Origin of the sequence: Streptomyces sp. HSG2 (assembly GCF_016598575.1) — a bacterium.
Taxonomy (GTDB): domain Bacteria; phylum Actinomycetota; class Actinomycetes; order Streptomycetales; family Streptomycetaceae; genus Streptomyces.
Genome location: NZ_CP066801.1, coordinates 101,722 through 119,318, shown reverse-complemented (window position 1 = coordinate 119,318; position 17,597 = coordinate 101,722). Strand labels below are relative to the sequence as shown.

Here is a 17,597-nt window from a genome sequence, read left to right as displayed (position 1 = left end):
CGGCCGACCCCAGAAGGAAGCGCGATGACCTCCTCTGCCAACCAGTACGTCGAGGCACTTCGGTCGTCACTGAAGGAGGTCGACCGGCTGCGGAAGCAGAACCAGCAGCTGATCGCGGCGGCGGTGGAGCCCATCGCGATCGTCGGCATCGGCTGCCGGTACCCCGGCGGGGTGGCCTCGCCGGAGGACCTGTGGCAGGTGGTGGCCGAGGGGCGCGACGCCATCGGCCCGTTCCCGGCCGACCGCGGCTGGGACACGGCGGCGCTGGCGAGCGCCACCGCCGAGGGCGGCTTCCTGGACGACGTGGCGGGCTTCGACGCCGGACTGTTCGGGATCTCGCCGCGCGAGGCGGTCGTCATGGACCCGCAGCAGCGCCTCCTCCTGGAGACCTCCTGGGAGGCGCTGGAGCGGGCGGGCATCGACGCCTCCTCGCTGCGGGGCACCCAGACCGGCGTGTTCCTGGGCACCACCTCACAGGACTACGCCGACCTGCTCGCCCGGTCCGCCGAGGACGTCGGTCTCTACGCCACCACCGCGTTCGCCGCGAGCGTGCTGTCGGGCCGTATCTCCTACCTGCTCGGCCTGGAGGGCCCGGCCGTCACCGTCGACACCGCCTGCTCCTCGTCCCTGGTCGCGCTGCACCTCGCGGCCCAGGCCCTGCGCGGCGGCGAGTGCGACCTGGCGCTCGCCGGCGGCGTCGCGGTCATGACGACGCCCGCCGGGTTCGCCGCGTTCACCTCCCAGGGCGGTCTCGCCGGCAACGGCCGCTGCAAGGCCTTCTCCGACGACGCCGATGGCACAGGTTGGGCAGAAGGCGTCGGCGTGCTGGTGCTCAAGCGCCTCTCCGACGCGCGGCGCGCGGGGGACAGGATCCTGGCCGTGGTCCGCGGCTCGGCTGTCAACCAGGACGGCGCTTCGAACGGCCTTACGGCGCCGAACGGTCCGTCGCAGCAGCGGGTGATCCGCAAAGCGCTGGCCAACGCCGGCCTGTCCGCCGCCGACGTGGACGCAGTCGAGGCGCACGGCACCGGCACCACGCTCGGCGACCCCATCGAGGCGGGCGCCGTGCTCGCCACCTATGGCCAGGACCGCGAGAACCCGGTGCTGTTGGGCTCCATCAAGTCCAACATCGGCCACCCGCAGGGCGCGGCCGGTGTCGCCGGCGTCATCAAGATGGTCATGGCCCTCCAGCACGGACTGCTGCCCCGGACTCTCCACGTCGGCACCCCGTCGACCAACGTCGACTGGGACTCCGGCAAGGTGGAGCTGCTGACCTCCGCGCGGCCCTGGCCCGCTGCCGACCGGCCCTCCCGCGTGGGCGTGTCCGCGTTCGGCGTGAGCGGCACCAACGCCCACGTCATCATCGAGCAGGCCCCGGCGCAGCCCGACGCCGCCGAGGAAGCCACCGTCACCCCCGGCATCGTCCCGTGGACGGTCTCCGCGCGCTCTGCGGCCGCCCTGGTGGCGCAGCGCGCCCGGCTCGCGACCGCGGCCGCCGCCCTCTCCCCGGTCGACGTCGGCCACACCCTCGCCACCGCCCGCGCCGCCCTCGAACACCGCGCCGTACTGCTCCCCGACGGAACCGAACTCGCCACCGGCGTCGCCAACGCGGAGACCGGTCTCGCCGTGCTCTTCTCGGGGCAGGGCTCGCAACGACTGTGCATGGGGGAGGAGTTGTATGACCGCTTCCCGGTCTTCGCGAGCGCGCTGGACGACGTACTCACCCACCTGGACCCGCAGCTGCGCGAGGTGATGTGGGGCGAGGACGCGGAGCTGCTGAACCAGACCCGTCACACCCAGCCCGCGCTGTTCGCGCTCCAGGTGGCCCTCTACCGGCTGGTGGAGTCGTGGGGGATCACCCCGGACCAGCTCGCGGGCCATTCCATCGGCGAGATCGCGGCCGCGCACGTGGCCGGGGTGCTGTCGCTGGAGGACGCCTGCACGCTGGTGTCGGAGCGGGCCCGGCTGATGCAGGCGCTGCCCGCGGGCGGCGCGATGGTGGCGGTCCAGGCGAGCGAGGCGGAGGTACTGCCGCATCTCACCGACCGTGTCTCCATCGCCGCGGTCAACGGCCCGTCCGCCGTGGTGGTAGCGGGCGACGGGGCGGGGGTCGCGGAGGTCGTCGCCCGGCTCGGTGACCGCAAGGCCAAGCGGCTGCAGGTCAGCCACGCCTTCCACTCGCCCCTGATGGAACCGATGCTGGAGGACTTCCGCACCGCCATCGGCGGCGTGTCGTTCAACGACCCCTTGATTCCCGTGGCCGCCACGGGAGACGTGACCGACCCCGAGTACTGGGTGCGGCACGCCCGCGACGCCGTGCGGTTCCACGACAACGTACGCCGCCTGCACGACCAAGGCGTGACCGCCTTCCTCGAACTGGGCCCGGACGGCGTGCTGTCCGCGATGGTCGCCGAGACCGCCCCCGGCGCGGTCGCCGTCCCGGTGCTGCGCAAGGACCGCGAGGAGGAGTCCGCGCTGGTCACAGGGCTGGCGCGGCTACACGTGAGCGGCGTGACCGTCGACTGGGCGCCGCTCTTCGAGGGCACCGGCGCCCGCCGCGTGGACCTGCCTACGTACCCGTTCCAGCACGAGCGCTACTGGCCGCGGCCCGCCACCCCGAACGGTGACGTCCGCGCCGCCGGCCTGGGCACCGTGGAGCACCCGCTGCTCGGCGCCGCGGTCGAACTCGCCGACTCCGCCGGGTTCCTGTTCACCTCCCGGCTCTCCCTGAGCACCCACCCGTGGCTCGCCGACCACGTCGTCGGCGGACGCGTGCTGTTCGCGGGCACCGCGTTCCTCGAACTCGCCGTACGCGCCGCCGACGAGGTCGGCTGCGAGCGCGTCGACGAACTCACGCTGGCCGCGCCTCTCGTACTGCCCGAGCAGGGCGCCGTACAGGTGCAGGTCTCCGTCGGAGCCCCCGACGAGACCGGCCGGCGATCCGTCGCGGTCTTCTCCCGCCCCGAGGGGGACATCGATTCCCCGTGGCTCCAGCACGCGAGCGGTGTGCTGGGGCCCGGGGCCCCCACGGTCGCATTCGACGCCGCGCAGTGGCCACCCGCCGACGCCGAACCCGTCGACATCGAGGGCTCCTACGACCGCTTCACCGAGCTGGGCTTCGACTACGGGCCCGTCTTCCGCGGCCTGCGCGCCGTGTGGCGAGGCGGCGACGGCGTCGTCTTCGCCGAGGTCACGCTGCCCGACGACGCGGACGCCACCTCGTACGGACTGCACCCCGCCCTGCTCGACGCGGGCATGCACGCCGCCGGATTCGGTGACCTCGGCTCCATCAGCCGGGGCGGACTGCCGTTCTCCTGGCAGGGCGTGACCCTGCACGCCTCCGGCGCCTCGACGGTACGGGTGCGGCTGGCGCGCGGCGCCGACGGCTCGATGGAGATCGCCGTCGCCGATCCGGCGGGTGCTCCCGTGGCGTCCGTGGAGGCGCTGCAGACCCGGCCCGTCCCGGCCGACGAGCAGGGCACGCCGACCGCCTCCGGCGTCGAGCGCGACTCGCTGTTCAAGGTCGACTGGACGCCCGTCGAGCCGACGACGCAGAGCGCGGGGCGGAGCGTCGCGGTCCTCGGGCCGGACGCGCTCGGCCTCGGCCAGAACGTGGTGGGCCTCGGGCTGGGACCCGTGTACGACGACCTGGACGGCGTAGCCGCGGACGCGGATGTCGACGACGTGCTCGTGCCGTTCGCCGGCGGTGCGGACGTGCACACGGCGGTCTCCCGCGCCCTGGGCCTCGTCCAGGACTGGCTGCGCCAGGACCGGCCGGGACGGCTCGTGTTCGTCACCCGTGGCGCGATCGAGGGCGACGACCTCGCCGCGGCGGCCGTACGCGGCCTGGTCGGCTCGGCCCAGTCGGAACACCCCGGCCGGTTCGCGCTGGTGGACGTCGACACGGCGGATGTCGAAGCCCCCGACCTGCTGTCCGCGGCCCTGGCCACGGCCGAACCCAGCCTGGCCGTCCGCGACGGTGAGGTGCGTGCCGCACGGCTGGCCCGCGTGGCACTGCGCCTGGAGACCCTCACCTGGAACGGCCGCGTGCTGATCACCGGCGGCACCGGCGGCCTCGGCGCGGTCCTGGCCCGGCACCTGGTCGAACGGCACGGCGTCCGCGACCTGCTGCTGGTCAGCCGACGAGGTCCCGACGCCGACGGCGCGCAGCAGCTGACCGCCGAACTGACCGAGTTCGGCGCGCACGTCGAGATCGAGGCCTGCGACGTGTCCGACCGGGCCGCGCTGGCCGCCCTCCTCGAACGGCACCCCGTGGGCGCCGTGGTGCACACGGCGGCCGTCCTGGACGACGGCGTCGTCGAGTCGCTGACCCCGGAGCGCGTCGGCACCGTCCTGCGGGCCAAGGCCGACGCCGCACGGTACCTGCACGAACTGGCCGGTGACGTCTCGGCGTTCGTCCTGTTCTCCTCCGCGGCCGGCACCTTCGGCGGCGCCGGCCAGGCCAACTACGCCGCCGCCAACGCCTACCTGGACGCCCTCGCCCGCCACCGCAGGTCCCAGGGCCTGCCCGCCGTGGCACTGGCGTGGGGCGCCTGGGAGCAGTCGGTCGGCATGACGAGCGCCATGTCCGACGCCGACCTGCGGCGCGTCGAGCGCTCCGGCATGCCGCCGCTCACCGTGACGCAGGGCCTCGCCCTCTTCGACGGCGCCGTGGCCGCCGCCGAGCCCGTCCTGCTGCCCCTCCGCCTCGACCTGCCCACCCTCCGCCGCCTCCCGGAGACGCCCCCGCTGCTGCGCGGCCTGGTCAAGTCACCGCGCCGCCGCGCCGCCGCCGTGGGGGCCGCGGCCGCCAGCGGACTCGCCCAGTCCCTGGCCCGGGCCACTCGCGACGAGCGCCTGACGGCGCTGCTGGACGTGGTCCGCGCCGACGTCGCCACGGTGCTCGGCCACAGCGGTGTCGACGACGTCGACCACACCCGAACGTTCCAGGGCCTCGGCTTCGACTCGCTCACCGCGGTCGAACTGCGCAACCGCCTCACCGCGTCGACCGGCATCCGCCTGCCCGCCACGCTGATCTTCGACTACCCGAACCCGGCCGCGCTGGCCGCCTACCTGAGCGACGAAATGTTCGGCGACGACCGGGACACCGCCGGGGAGCTGCCCGCGCCGCTGTCGACGACCGACGACCCGATCGTCATCGTCGGCATGGCCTGCCGCTACCCCGGCGACGTCGCTTCCCCCGAGGACCTGTGGCAGCTGGTGATCGAGGGCCGCGACGGCGTCACCGGCTTCCCGGACAACCGGGGCTGGGACCTGGAGTCCATCCACCACCCGGACCCCGACCACCCCGGCACCACCCATGTCATGCGGGGCGGCTTCCTGCACGACGCCGACCTGTTCGACCCCGACTTCTTCGACATGTCGCCCCGCGAGGCCCTGGCCACCGACGCCCAGCATCGCCTCCTCCTGGAGACGGCGTGGGAGGCGTTCGAACGGGCGGGCGTGGCACCGACCTCGCTGAGCGGTTCGCGCACCGGCGTCTTCGCCGGCGTCATGACCAACGACTACAGCACGCTCGTCGGCGACGAGGCCTTCGAGGGCTACCAGGGCACCGGCACCGCGCAGAGCGTGCTCTCCGGCCGCGTGGCCTACACCTTCGGCCTGGAGGGCCCCGCGGTCACCGTCGACACCGCCTGCTCGTCCTCCCTGGTAGCCCTCCACCTGGCCACGCAGGCGCTGCGGGGCGGCGAGTGCGACCTCGCCCTCGCGGGCGGTGTGACGGTGATGTCCACCCCCGGCTCCTTCGTGGCCTTCTCCCGCCAACGCGGCCTCGCGGCGGACGGCCACTGCAAGTCCTTCGCCGACGGCGCGGACGGCACGGGCTGGGGTGAGGGCGTCGGCCTGCTGGTCCTGGAGCGTCAGTCGGACGCCGTCCGCAACGGCCACCGGATCCTGGCGGTGGTGCGGGGCTCGGCGGTGAACCAGGACGGTGCGTCGAATGGTCTGACCGCGCCGAACGGTCCCTCGCAGCAGCGCGTCATCCGGCAGGCTCTCGCGAGCGCCGGCCTGTCCACCTCCGACGTGGACGCTGTCGAGGCACACGGCACCGGTACGACACTGGGCGACCCGATCGAGGCGCAGGCACTGCTGGCCACCTACGGCCAAGACCGCGAACAGCCCCTCCTGCTCGGCTCCGTGAAGTCCAACATCGGCCACACCCAGGCCGCCGCCGGCGTCGCCGGTGTCATCAAGATGGTCCTGGCGCTGCAGCACGGCGCACTGCCGCAGACCCTGCACGTCGACCAGCCCTCGTCGCACATCGACTGGTCCGCCGGAGCGGTGGAACTCGCGGTCGAGCGGACCGCGTGGCCGACCGCCGACCGCCCCCGCCGGGCCGGTGTCTCGTCCTTCGGCGTCAGCGGCACCAACGCGCACGTCATCCTCGAACAGGGCCCCGCCGCCACCGAACCGGCGACCACGGACACCACCCCTGCCAGGACGCCGTGGATCGTCTCCGCGAAGTCCGAGGAGGCGCTGCGCGGACAGGTCGAGCGGGTCCGGGAGCTCGACGGGGATCCGGTGGACGTAGGGTTCTCGTTGCTGACGACGCGTACGTTGTTCGACCGTCGTGCGGTGCTGCTGGACGGTGTGGAACTCGCCCGGGGCGTGGCTGTCCGTAAGCCGCTCGCGTTCCTGTTCTCGGGTCAGGGTTCGCAACGGCTGGGGATGGGGCGGGAGTTGTACGACCGGTTCCAGGTGTTCGCGGAGGCCTTCGACGCCGTACTCGTCCATCTGGACCCGGCTCTGCGTGAGGTGATGTGGGGCGAGGACGAGGAGCTGCTGAATCAGACCGGTTACACCCAGCCCGCTCTGTTCGCGCTGCAAGTGGCCCTGTATCGGTTGGTGGAGTCGTGGGGCGTTGAGCCCGACCATCTCGCCGGTCACTCCATCGGTGAGATCGCGGCGGCGCATGTCGCGGGTGTGTTGAGCCTGGAGGACGCGTGCCTCCTGGTTACGGCGCGCTCCAGTCTGATGCAGGAGCTGCCTGATGGTGGTGCGATGGTCTCGGTGGTGGCCTCCGAGGAGGAGGTGCTGCCGCACCTGACCGAGAAGGTTTCCATCGCTGCCGTGAACGGCCCGGCGTCCGTGGTCATCGCGGGTGACGAGGCTGAGGTGCTGGAGATCGCGTCGCGTTGGAAGTCGAAGCGGCTGAGGGTGTCGCATGCCTTCCATTCCCCGCTGATGGACCCGATGCTGGAGGACTTCCGGGAGGCGATCGGCGAGATCGAGTTCCGTGAGCCGCAGATCTCCTTCGCGACGTCCGGCGATGTGACCGAGGCCGAGTACTGGGTGAACCACGTCCGGGACGCGGTCCGCTTCCACGACAACGTCCGGGCTCTCGCCGACGCGACCTTCCTGGAGATCGGCCCGGACGGTGTGCTGTCCGCGATGGTCGCCCAGGACGCGACTGACGCGGTGGCGATCCCGGTCCTGCGCAAGGACAAGCCGGAGGAGACCGCGGCGCTGACCGCCCTCGCCACCCTGCACGTCCACGGCACCCCCGTCGACTGGACGTCCTTCTACCCGGGCGGCACCCGCGTCGACCTGCCCACCTACGCCTTCCAACGCCGGCGCTTCTGGCCCGAGGCGTCGAGCACGTCGGACGTGCGGTCCGCCGGCCTCGACTCCGTCGGCCATCCCCTCCTCGGCGCGGCCGTCGAACTCGCCGGATCGGACGGGTTCCTGTTCACCTCACGGCTGTCGTCCCGCACCCACCCCTGGCTCGCCGACCACACGCTTCACGGCCGAACCCTCCTGCCCGGCGCCGCGCTCGTCGAACTCGCGCTGCGTGCCGGGGACGAGGTCGGCTGCGGCCGGGTCGAGGAACTGACCCTGTCCGTGCCGCTCGTCGTCGAGGGCGCGATCCAGCTCCAACTGCGCGTCGGCACCGCCGACACCGCCGGACGCCGGCCCGTCGCCGTGCACACCCGGCCCGAGAACGCGGCCGACCAGCCGTGGACCGAGCACGCGACCGGCTTCCTCGCCCCGGCCGCGGAGACAGCGGACTTCGACGCCGCCGTCTGGCCGCCGGCCGGTGCCGAACGGGTCGACATCGAGGGCTGCTACGACGCCTTCGCGGACCGTGGCTTCGAGTACGGCCCGGTCTTCCAGGGCCTGCGTGCTGTCTGGCGGCGCGGTGACGAGGTGTTCGCGGAGGTCGCGCTGCCCGACGGCGTGGAGCCCGGCACCTTCGGCATCCACCCGGCGCTGCTCGACGCCGCCCTGCACGCGGTGGCCTTCGCGCGGCAGCGCACCGAGGGAGCCGTACCGTTCTCGTGGGAGGGCGTCTCGCTGCACGCGGAGGGCGCGACCGCTCTGTGGGTGCGCCTCACTACCAGCGGGGACAACACCCTGTCCCTCGCGTTCGCCGACACGGCCGGAGCACCCGTCGCCTCCGTCGACTCCCTGCTCACCCACGCCGTCTCGGCACAGCAGCTCGCCTCCACCACCGACTCGCTGTTCGGCCTGGACTGGACCCCGATCGCGCCGCCCGCAGCCCCCGACGCCGACGCCGACGCCGTGGTCGAGTACCTGGTGAGCGACGGCGACGTCGTCGCGTCGGCCCATGAGCTCGCCGCTCGCGCGCTCGCCCTGGTGCAGCGGTGGATCGCGGAGGACCGTGCCGAGCGCCTTGTCTTCGTGACGCGTGAGGGTGATCTGGCGGCGTCGGCGGTGTGGGGTCTGGTGCGGTCGGCGCAGTCGGAGCATCCGGGCCGGTTCGTGCTGGTCGACACCGACGCCGATACTGGCGGCGCGCTGCACGCGGGCGTACTCAGCGGCGCCGAGCCGCAACTCCGGATCCGTGACGGGGTGGTGAGCGTCCCGCGCGTCGTCCGCCTCACCGCCCCCGCCGAGCCGGTGCGGCTCGAAGGGCCGGTGCTGGTGACGGGTGGTACGGGTGGTCTGGGTCGGGTGATCGCGCGTCATCTGGTCGAGGCGCATGGTGTGGATGAGTTGGTGTTGGTGAGCCGCCGGGGTGAGGCGGCGGACGTGAGTGAGCTGGAGGCGGCCGGGGCGAGGGTGTCGGTCGTGGCTTGTGATGTGGCGGATCGTGCCGCGGTGGCGGATCTGCTGGAGCGGTACCCCGTGCGTTCGGTGGTGCATGCGGCGGGTGTGCTGGACGACGGTGTGGTGGAGTCACTGACGCCGGAGCGGCTGGAGGCCGTTCTGCGTCCGAAGATCGACGCGGCCTGGCATCTGCACGAACTCGCCCAGGACGTCGCCGCGTTCGTCCTCTACTCCTCGTCGTCCGGCGTCTTCGGTACGGCCGGACAGGCCAACTACGCCGCGGGCAACACGTTCCTCGACGCCCTCGCCGCCCACCGTCGCGCTCTCGGCCTCCCGGGCCTGTCCCTGGCGTGGGGCGCCTGGGACCGGACCGGCATGCTCGACGGAGCTGACGCCGAGCGGCTGAACAGGTCCGGCCTGCCGCCGATCACCCCTGACCAGGGCGTCCAGCTGTTCGACGCCGCCCTCGCCGTCGGCGGCGGGCTCGTGCTGCCGTTGCGCCTCGACACCGCAGCCCTGCGTGCGCGCGACGAGATCCCAGACGTCCTGCGCGGACTCATCCGGACCCGCACCAAGCGGACCGCTGCCTCGGCCACCGCCGCGTCCCTCGTACGACGGCTCGACGCACTCTCCGCGGAAGCGCGCCTGGAATCGCTGCTGGAACTGGTGCGTATCGAGGTGGCCGCTGTACTCGGCCACGCGGGCGCCGGCACTGTCGACCCCGATCGCGCCTTCCAGAGCCTCGGTTTCGACTCCCTCACCGCGGTCGAACTGCGCAACCGCCTCGGCGCGGTCACCGGACTGCGGCTGCCCGCGACGCTGACCTTCGACTACCCGACCGCCGCCCTCCTGGCCGCCCACCTCGCGGACGAGCTGTTCGACGCCGACCGGGACACCGCCGGGCTGCTCCCCGCGCCGCTGTCGACGACCGACGACCCGATCGTCATCGTCGGCATGGCCTGCCGCTACCCCGGCGGAGCGAACTCCCCCGAGGACCTGTGGCGGCTCGTCGCCGACGGCGTCGACGCCATCACCGAGTTCCCGGCCAACCGGGGCTGGGACCGCGACGCCCTCTACCACCCCGACCCCCACCACCTCGGCACGACGTACTCCGTCTCCGGCGGATTCCTGCACCAAGCGGGCGCGTTCGACCGCGAGTTCTTCGGCATGTCCCCGCGTGAGGCCCTAGCCACCGACTCACAGCAGCGCCTGCTCCTGGAGACGACCTGGGAGGCGCTGGAACGCACCGGCATCGACCCGACGTCCCTGCGCGGCAGCGCGACCGGCGTGTTCGCGGGCGTGATGTACAACGACTACGCCTCCCTCCTGGACGGGGACGACTTCGAGGGCCACCAGGGCCAGGGCAGCGCCGGCAGCGTCGCCTCCGGCCGGGTGTCCTACACGTTCGGCTTCGAAGGCCCGGCGGTCACGGTCGACACCGCGTGCTCGTCGTCGCTTGTGGCGCTCCACCTCGCGGCACAGGCCCTGCGGCAGGGGGAGTGCGCCCTCGCCCTCGCCGGCGGTGTCACCGTGATGTCCACCCCCACCACCTACGTCGAGTTCTCCCGCCAGCGCGGCCTGTCCGCCGACGGCCGCTGCAAGGCGTTCGGCGCCGGCGCGGACGGCACGGGCTGGGGTGAGGGCGTCGGCCTGCTGGTCCTGGAGCGTCAGTCGGACGCCGTCCGCAACGGCCACCGGATCCTGGCGGTGGTGCGGGGCTCGGCGGTCAACCAGGACGGTGCGTCGAACGGTCTGACCGCGCCGAACGGTCCCTCGCAGCAGCGCGTCATCCGGCAGGCTCTCGCGAGCGCCGGCCTGTCCACCTCCGACGTGGACGCGGTCGAGGCACACGGCACCGGTACGACACTGGGCGACCCGATCGAGGCGCAGGCACTGCTCGCTACGTACGGCCAGAACCGCGATGTGCCCCTGTACTTGGGCTCGGTGAAGTCGAACATCGGCCACACCCAGGCCGCTGCGGGTGTCGCGGGCATCATCAAGATAATCAAGGCGCTGGAGCACGGGGTGCTTCCGCCGACGCTGCATGTGGAGGAGCCGTCGTCCCAGGTGGACTGGGAGTCGGGGTCGGTGGAGCTGCTGGGCGGTCCTGTCGAGTGGCCTTCAGTTGACCGGCCGCGTCGCGCGGCGGTGTCGTCGTTCGGTGTCAGCGGCACCAACGCGCATGTGATTCTTGAGCAGCCGGCCGGGGAGATGTCGGTCGCCCCGGACATGGAGGCCGTCGGTGGTGTGCCGTGGCTGGTGTCCGCCAGGTCTGAGGTGGCGCTGTCGGGCCAGATCGAACGTATCAAGGGTCTTGACGGGGATCCGGTGGACGTAGGGTTCTCGTTGCTGACGACGCGTACGTTGTTCGACCGTCGTGCGGTGCTGCTGGACGGTGTGGAACTCGCCCGGGGCGTGGCTGTCCGTAAGCCGCTCGCGTTCCTGTTCTCGGGTCAGGGTTCGCAACGGCTGGGGATGGGGCGGGAGTTGTACGACCGGTTCCAGGTGTTCGCGGAGGCCTTCGACGCCGTACTCGTCCATCTGGACCCGGCTCTGCGTGAGGTGATGTGGGGCGAGGACGAGGAGCTGCTGAATCAGACCGGTTACACCCAGCCCGCTCTGTTCGCGCTGCAAGTGGCCCTGTATCGGTTGGTGGAGTCGTGGGGCGTTGAGCCCGACCATCTCGCCGGTCACTCCATCGGTGAGATCGCGGCGGCGCATGTCGCGGGTGTGTTGAGCCTGGAGGACGCGTGCCTCCTGGTTACGGCGCGCTCCAGTCTGATGCAGGAGCTGCCTGATGGTGGTGCGATGGTCTCGGTGGTGGCCTCCGAGGAGGAGGTGCTGCCGCACCTGACCGAGAAGGTTTCCATCGCTGCCGTGAACGGCCCGGCGTCCGTGGTCATCGCGGGTGACGAGGCTGAGGTGCTGGAGATCGCGTCGCGTTGGAAGTCGAAGCGGCTGAGGGTGTCGCATGCCTTCCATTCCCCGCTGATGGACCCGATGCTGGAGGACTTCCGGGAGGCGATCGGCGAGATCGAGTTCCGTGAGCCGCAGATCTCCTTCGCGACGTCCGGCGATGTGACCGAGGCCGAGTACTGGGTGAACCACGTCCGGGACGCGGTCCGCTTCAACGACAACGTCCGGGCTCTCGCCGACGCGACCTTCCTGGAGATCGGCCCGGACGGTGTGCTGTCCGCGATGGTCGCCCAGGACGCGACTGACGCGGTGGCGATCCCGGTCCTGCGCAAGGACAAGCCGGAGGAGACCGCGGCGCTGACCGCCCTCGCCACCCTGCACGTCCACGGCACCCCCGTGGACTGGACGTCCTTCTACCCGGGCGGCACCCGCGTCGACCTGCCCACCTACGCCTTCGAACACCAGGTCTTCTGGCCCGCCACCGCACGCCGCAAGGGTGACGTGGGGGCGGTCGGCATCACCGCCGTGGAGCACCCACTGCTCGGTGCGGCGGTCGATGTCGCAGGCTCGGACGGGCACCTGTTCACCAGCAGGATCTCGCTGAGTACGCACCCGTGGCTCGCCGACCACAGCGTCTTCGGGCAGGTGCTGCTGCCCGGCACCGCGTTCCTGGAGCTCGCGCTGCGTGCCGGGGACGAGGTCGGCTGCGACCGCGTCGCCGAACTGACCCTCGCCGCACCGCTGGTGCTGCCGGAGCGGGGCGCGGTGCGGTTGCAGGTGTCCGTCGGTACGGCGGACGAGTCGGGGCGGCGCACCGTGGAGGTCTTCTCGCGGCCCGACGGCGAGGACGCCCCGTGGACGCGGCACGTTGACGGTTTCCTCACGGTCGGCACGCACGCGGACGATTTCGACGCCACCGCGTGGCCGCCGGCCGCCGAACCCCTGGACATCGCCGGGGCCTACGAGCGGTTCGCCGAGGCCGGGTTCGACTACGGCACGGTCTTCCAAGGGCTGCGGAAGGCGTGGCGGCGTGGTGACGAGGTGTTCGCCGAGGTCGCGCTGCCGGAGGACGTGGATGCCTCGGCGTTCGGCGTGCACCCGGCGCTGCTCGACGCGACGTTGCACGCCGGCGGGTTCTTCGAGGCCAGCGAGGCCGGTCTGCCCTTCTCGTGGGAGAACGTGTCGCTGCACGCCACCGGTGCCTCGTCGGTGCGGGTCCGGCTGACCCGTACCGGCTCCGCCTGGCGCGTCGCCGTCGCCGACTCCACCGGCGCGCCTGTGGCCACGATCGGTGCGCTGATGACGCGTGCGGTGTCCGCCGAGCAGATCGGCCGGGCGGGCCGTGACTCCCTGTTCCGTCTCGACTGGGTGCCGGTCGCACTGCCGGACGGCGCCGACGGGCACGCCGAGATCGTGCAGATCACCGGAGGCGCGGACGTCGTCGGCTCCGCCCACGCCGAGGCGGCCCGCGCGCTCGCCCTGGTGCAGCGGTGGATCGCGGAAGACCGTGCCGAGCGCCTTGTCTTCGTGACGCGTGAGGGTGATCTGGCGGCGTCGGCGGTGTGGGGTCTGGTGCGGTCGGCGCAGTCGGAGCATCCGGGCCGGTTCGTGCTGGTCGACACCGACACCGACGTCCCCGCGGGCGCGCTGACCGGCGAGGAGCCTCAGCTCAGGATCCGGGGCGGCGAGGCCTTCGCGGCACGCCTCGCCCGCGCGTCCGTCGAGGTCACCTCTGAGCCGGTGCGGCTCGAAGGGCCGGTGCTGGTGACGGGTGGTACGGGTGGTCTGGGTCGGGTGATCGCGCGTCATCTGGTCGAGGCGCATGGTGTGGATGAGTTGGTGTTGGTGAGCCGCCGGGGTGAGGCGGCGGACGTGAGTGAGCTGGAGGCGGCCGGGGCGAGGGTGTCGGTCGTGGCTTGTGATGTGGCGGATCGTGCCGCGGTGGCGGATCTGCTGGAGCGGTACCCCGTGCGTTCGGTGGTGCATGCGGCGGGTGTGCTGGACGACGGTGTGGTGGAGTCACTGACGCCGGAGCGGCTGGAGGCCGTTCTGCGTCCGAAGATCGACGCGGCCTGGCATCTGCACGAACTCGCCCAGGACGTCGCCGCGTTCGTCCTCTACTCCAGCGCCGCCGGCACCTTCGGCGCCGCAGGGCAGGCCAACTACGCCGCGGGCAACGCCTTCCTGGACGCCCTGGCCGCCCACCGCAAGGCCAGCGGCCTGCCGGCCGTCTCGCTCGCCTGGGGCGCGTGGAGCGGAACGGGCATGCTGTCGGACGCCGACGCGGAACGCATGGCACGAGCCGGCACCCCGCCGCTCCGCCCCAAACAGGGCCTCGCGCTCTTCGACACGGCGATCGCCTCCGGCGAAGCCGCACTCCTGCCGCTCAGGCTCGACCTCCCGGCCCTGCGCGGCCACGGCGAGATCCGCCCGCTGTTGCGCGGCCTGATCCGCACCCGCACCCAGCGTGCGATCGCCGGCTCCGAGACGGCGTCGAGCCTCACCCGCCGACTCGGCGCACTGAAGGACACCGCTCGCCTCTACGAGCTCGTGAACCTGGTGCGCGGCGAAGTCGCCGCCGTACTGGGTCATGCGGGCGCCGACGGCGTCGACCCGGCGAAGGCGTTCCAGAGCCTCGGGTTCGACTCCCTCATGGCGGTCGAGCTGCGCAACCGCCTCGGCGCGGTCACCGGACTGCGGCTGCCCGCGACGCTGACCTTCGACTACCCGACCACCGCCGTACTGGCCGCCCACCTCAAGGACGAGCTGTTCGGCACGGACGCACCGGCCGTACCGGTCCCGGTGGCGGCGACGGCCCAGGCGGACGACCCGGTCGTGATCGTCGGCATGGCCTGCCGCTACCCGGGCGGGGTCACCAACCCCGAGGAGCTGTGGGACCTGGTGCTGGACGGCACCGACGCGATCACCGGCTTCCCGGAGAACCGCGGCTGGGACCTCGACGCCCTCTACCACCCCGACCCCGACCACGTCGGCACGTCGTACACTCGCTCCGGCGGCTTCCTGCACGACGCCGACCAGTTCGACCCCGAGTTCTTCGGTATGTCCCCGCGTGAGGCGCTCGGCACCGACGCGCAGCAGCGCCTGCTGCTGGAGGCGACCTGGGAGTCGCTGGAGCGCGCGGGCATCGACCCGACCTCGCTGAAGGGCAGCCGGACCGGCGTCTTCGCGGGCGTCATGTACAACGACTACTCCCTGATGCTCGACGGTGACGCCGAGGGCTACCAGGGCACCGGCGGCTCACCGAGCGTGGTCTCGGGCCGGGTGTCCTACACGTTCGGCTTCGAGGGCCCGGCGGTCACGGTCGACACCGCGTGCTCGTCGTCGCTGGTGGCGCTGCACCTGGCGGCGCAGTCGCTGCGGCAGGGGGAGTGCACCCTCGCCCTCGCCGGCGGTGTCACGGTCCTTGCCTCGCCGGGAGCGTTCGTCGGGTTCTCCCGACAGCGCGGGCTGTCCGAGGACGGCCGCTGCAAGGCGTTCGGCGACGGCGCGGACGGCGTGGGCTGGGCCGAGGGCGTCGGTCTGCTGGTGCTGGAGCGTCAGTCGGACGCGGTGCGCAACGGTCACCGGATCCTGGCGGTGGTGCGGGGCTCGGCGGTGAACCAGGACGGTGCGTCCAACGGCCTTACGGCGCCGAACGGTCCGTCGCAGCAGCGGGTGATCCGGCAGGCTCTCGCGAGTGCCGGTCTGTCCACCGCGGACGTCGACGCCGTTGAGGCCCACGGCACAGGAACGACACTGGGCGACCCCATCGAGGCCCAAGCCCTGATGGCGACCTACGGCCAGGACCGCGACGTACCGCTCTACCTGGGGTCGGTGAAGTCCAACATCGGCCACACCCAGGCGGCCGCGGGCGCCGCGGGCATCATCAAGATGGTCAAGGCGCTGGAGCACGGGGTTCTGCCCAGGACGTTGCACGTGGACCAGCCGTCGTCCCACGTCGACTGGGAGGCGGGCGCGGTCGAGCTTCTCGACAGTGCCACCGAATGGCCCTCGGTCGACCGGCCGCGTCGCGCGGCGGTGTCGTCGTTCGGTGTCAGCGGCACCAACGCGCATGTGATTCTTGAGCAGCCGCTCGTGGAGGCGCCGGTTGCGGAAGGACCACGCGGCCAATCGGCGCCGTGGCTGGTGTCCGCGAAGTCCGAGGCGGCGCTGCGGGAGCAGGTCGAACGGGTCAAGGAGATCGACGGTGACCCGGTGGACGTCGGGCACTCGTTGCTCACCACGCGTACGACCTTCGACCACCGTGCCGTGATCCTCGACGGAGTCGAGCTCGCCCGGGGCGTGGCTGTCCGTAAGCCGCTCGCGTTCCTGTTCTCGGGTCAGGGTTCGCAACGCCTTGGGATGGCAAGGGAGTCGTACGACCGGTTCCCGGTGTTCGCGGAGGCCTTCGACGCCGTACTCGTCCATCTGGACCCGGCTTTGCGTGAGGTGATGTGGGGTGGGGACGAGGAGCTGCTGAGCCAGACCGGTTATACGCAGCCTGCTCTGTTCGCGCTTCAGGTGGCTCTGTATCGGTTGGTGGAGTCGTGGGGCGTTGAGCCCGACCATCTCGCCGGTCACTCCATCGGTGAGATAGCGGCGGCGCATGTCGCGGGTGTGTTGAGCCTGGAGGACGCGTGCCTCCTCGTCACGGCGCGCTCCAGCCTGATGCAGGAACTGCCGGTCGGCGGTGCGATGGTGGCGGTCCAGGCGACCGAGGCCGAGGTGCTGCCGCACCTGACGGAGAAGGTGTCGATCGCTGCCGTGAACGGCCCGGCATCGGTGGTCATCGCCGGTGACGAGGCTGAGGTGCTGGAGATCGCGTCGCGTTGGAAGTCGAAGCGGCTGAGGGTGTCGCATGCCTTTCACTCGCCGCTGATGGACCCGATGCTGGACGACTTCCGGGAGATGCTGGACGGCGTCACCTTCCACGCCCCGCAGATTCCCTTCACGACCACCGGCGATGTGACCGACCCCGAGTACTGGGTGAACCATGTCCGGGACGCGGTCCGCTTCCACGACAACGTCCGGTCTCTGGGCGATGTGACTTTCCTGGAGATCGGCCCGGACGGCGTCCTGTCCGCGATGGTCGCCCAGGACGCACCTGAAGCAGTGAGCATCCCGGTCCTGCGCAAGGACAAGCCGGAGCCGACCGCGGCCCTGACCGCCCTCGCCACCTTGCACGTCCACGGCACCCCCGTCGACTGGACGTCCTTCTACCCGGGCGGCACCCGCGTCGACCTCCCCACCTACGCCTTCCAGCGCCAACGCTATTGGCCCGCCCCGGCGAGCCCGAAGCACGACGCCACCGGCCTGGGCCTGGTCGGCATGGAGCACCCACTGCTGGGCGCGGCCGTCGAACTGGCCGAGGACGAAGGCGTCGTCTTCACCAGCAGGCTCTCGACGAGCACGCACCCGTGGCTCGCCGAACACGAGATCATGGGCCACCGCCTGGTACCGGCGGCCGTGCTGGTCGAGCTCGCGCTGCGTGCAGGTGACGAGGTCGGCTGCGGCCGCGTCGACGAACTGACCCTCGTGACGCCGCTTGCCCTGCCGGACCGTGGCGGTGTGCAGGTCCGGCTGCGGGTGGCCGCCGAGGACGCGGCGGGTCGCCGTACCTTCACCGTGCACGCCCGGCCGGAGGCCCACGT

1 protein-coding gene (running past one end of the window) is annotated in these 17,597 nt (G+C 72.1%); it reads left to right on the top strand.

What is annotated here, in order from left to right; translation table 11 throughout:
- The first annotated feature begins 24 nt into the window (after positions 1-24).
- Positions 25-17,597, top strand: the 5' portion of a protein-coding gene (locus JEK78_RS00445) for a type I polyketide synthase (protein ID WP_200262100.1). The gene runs 12,235 nt beyond the window's last position; 17,573 of the gene's 29,808 nt are visible here — the first part of the coding sequence; its start codon is at positions 25-27; its stop codon lies beyond the right edge, outside the window.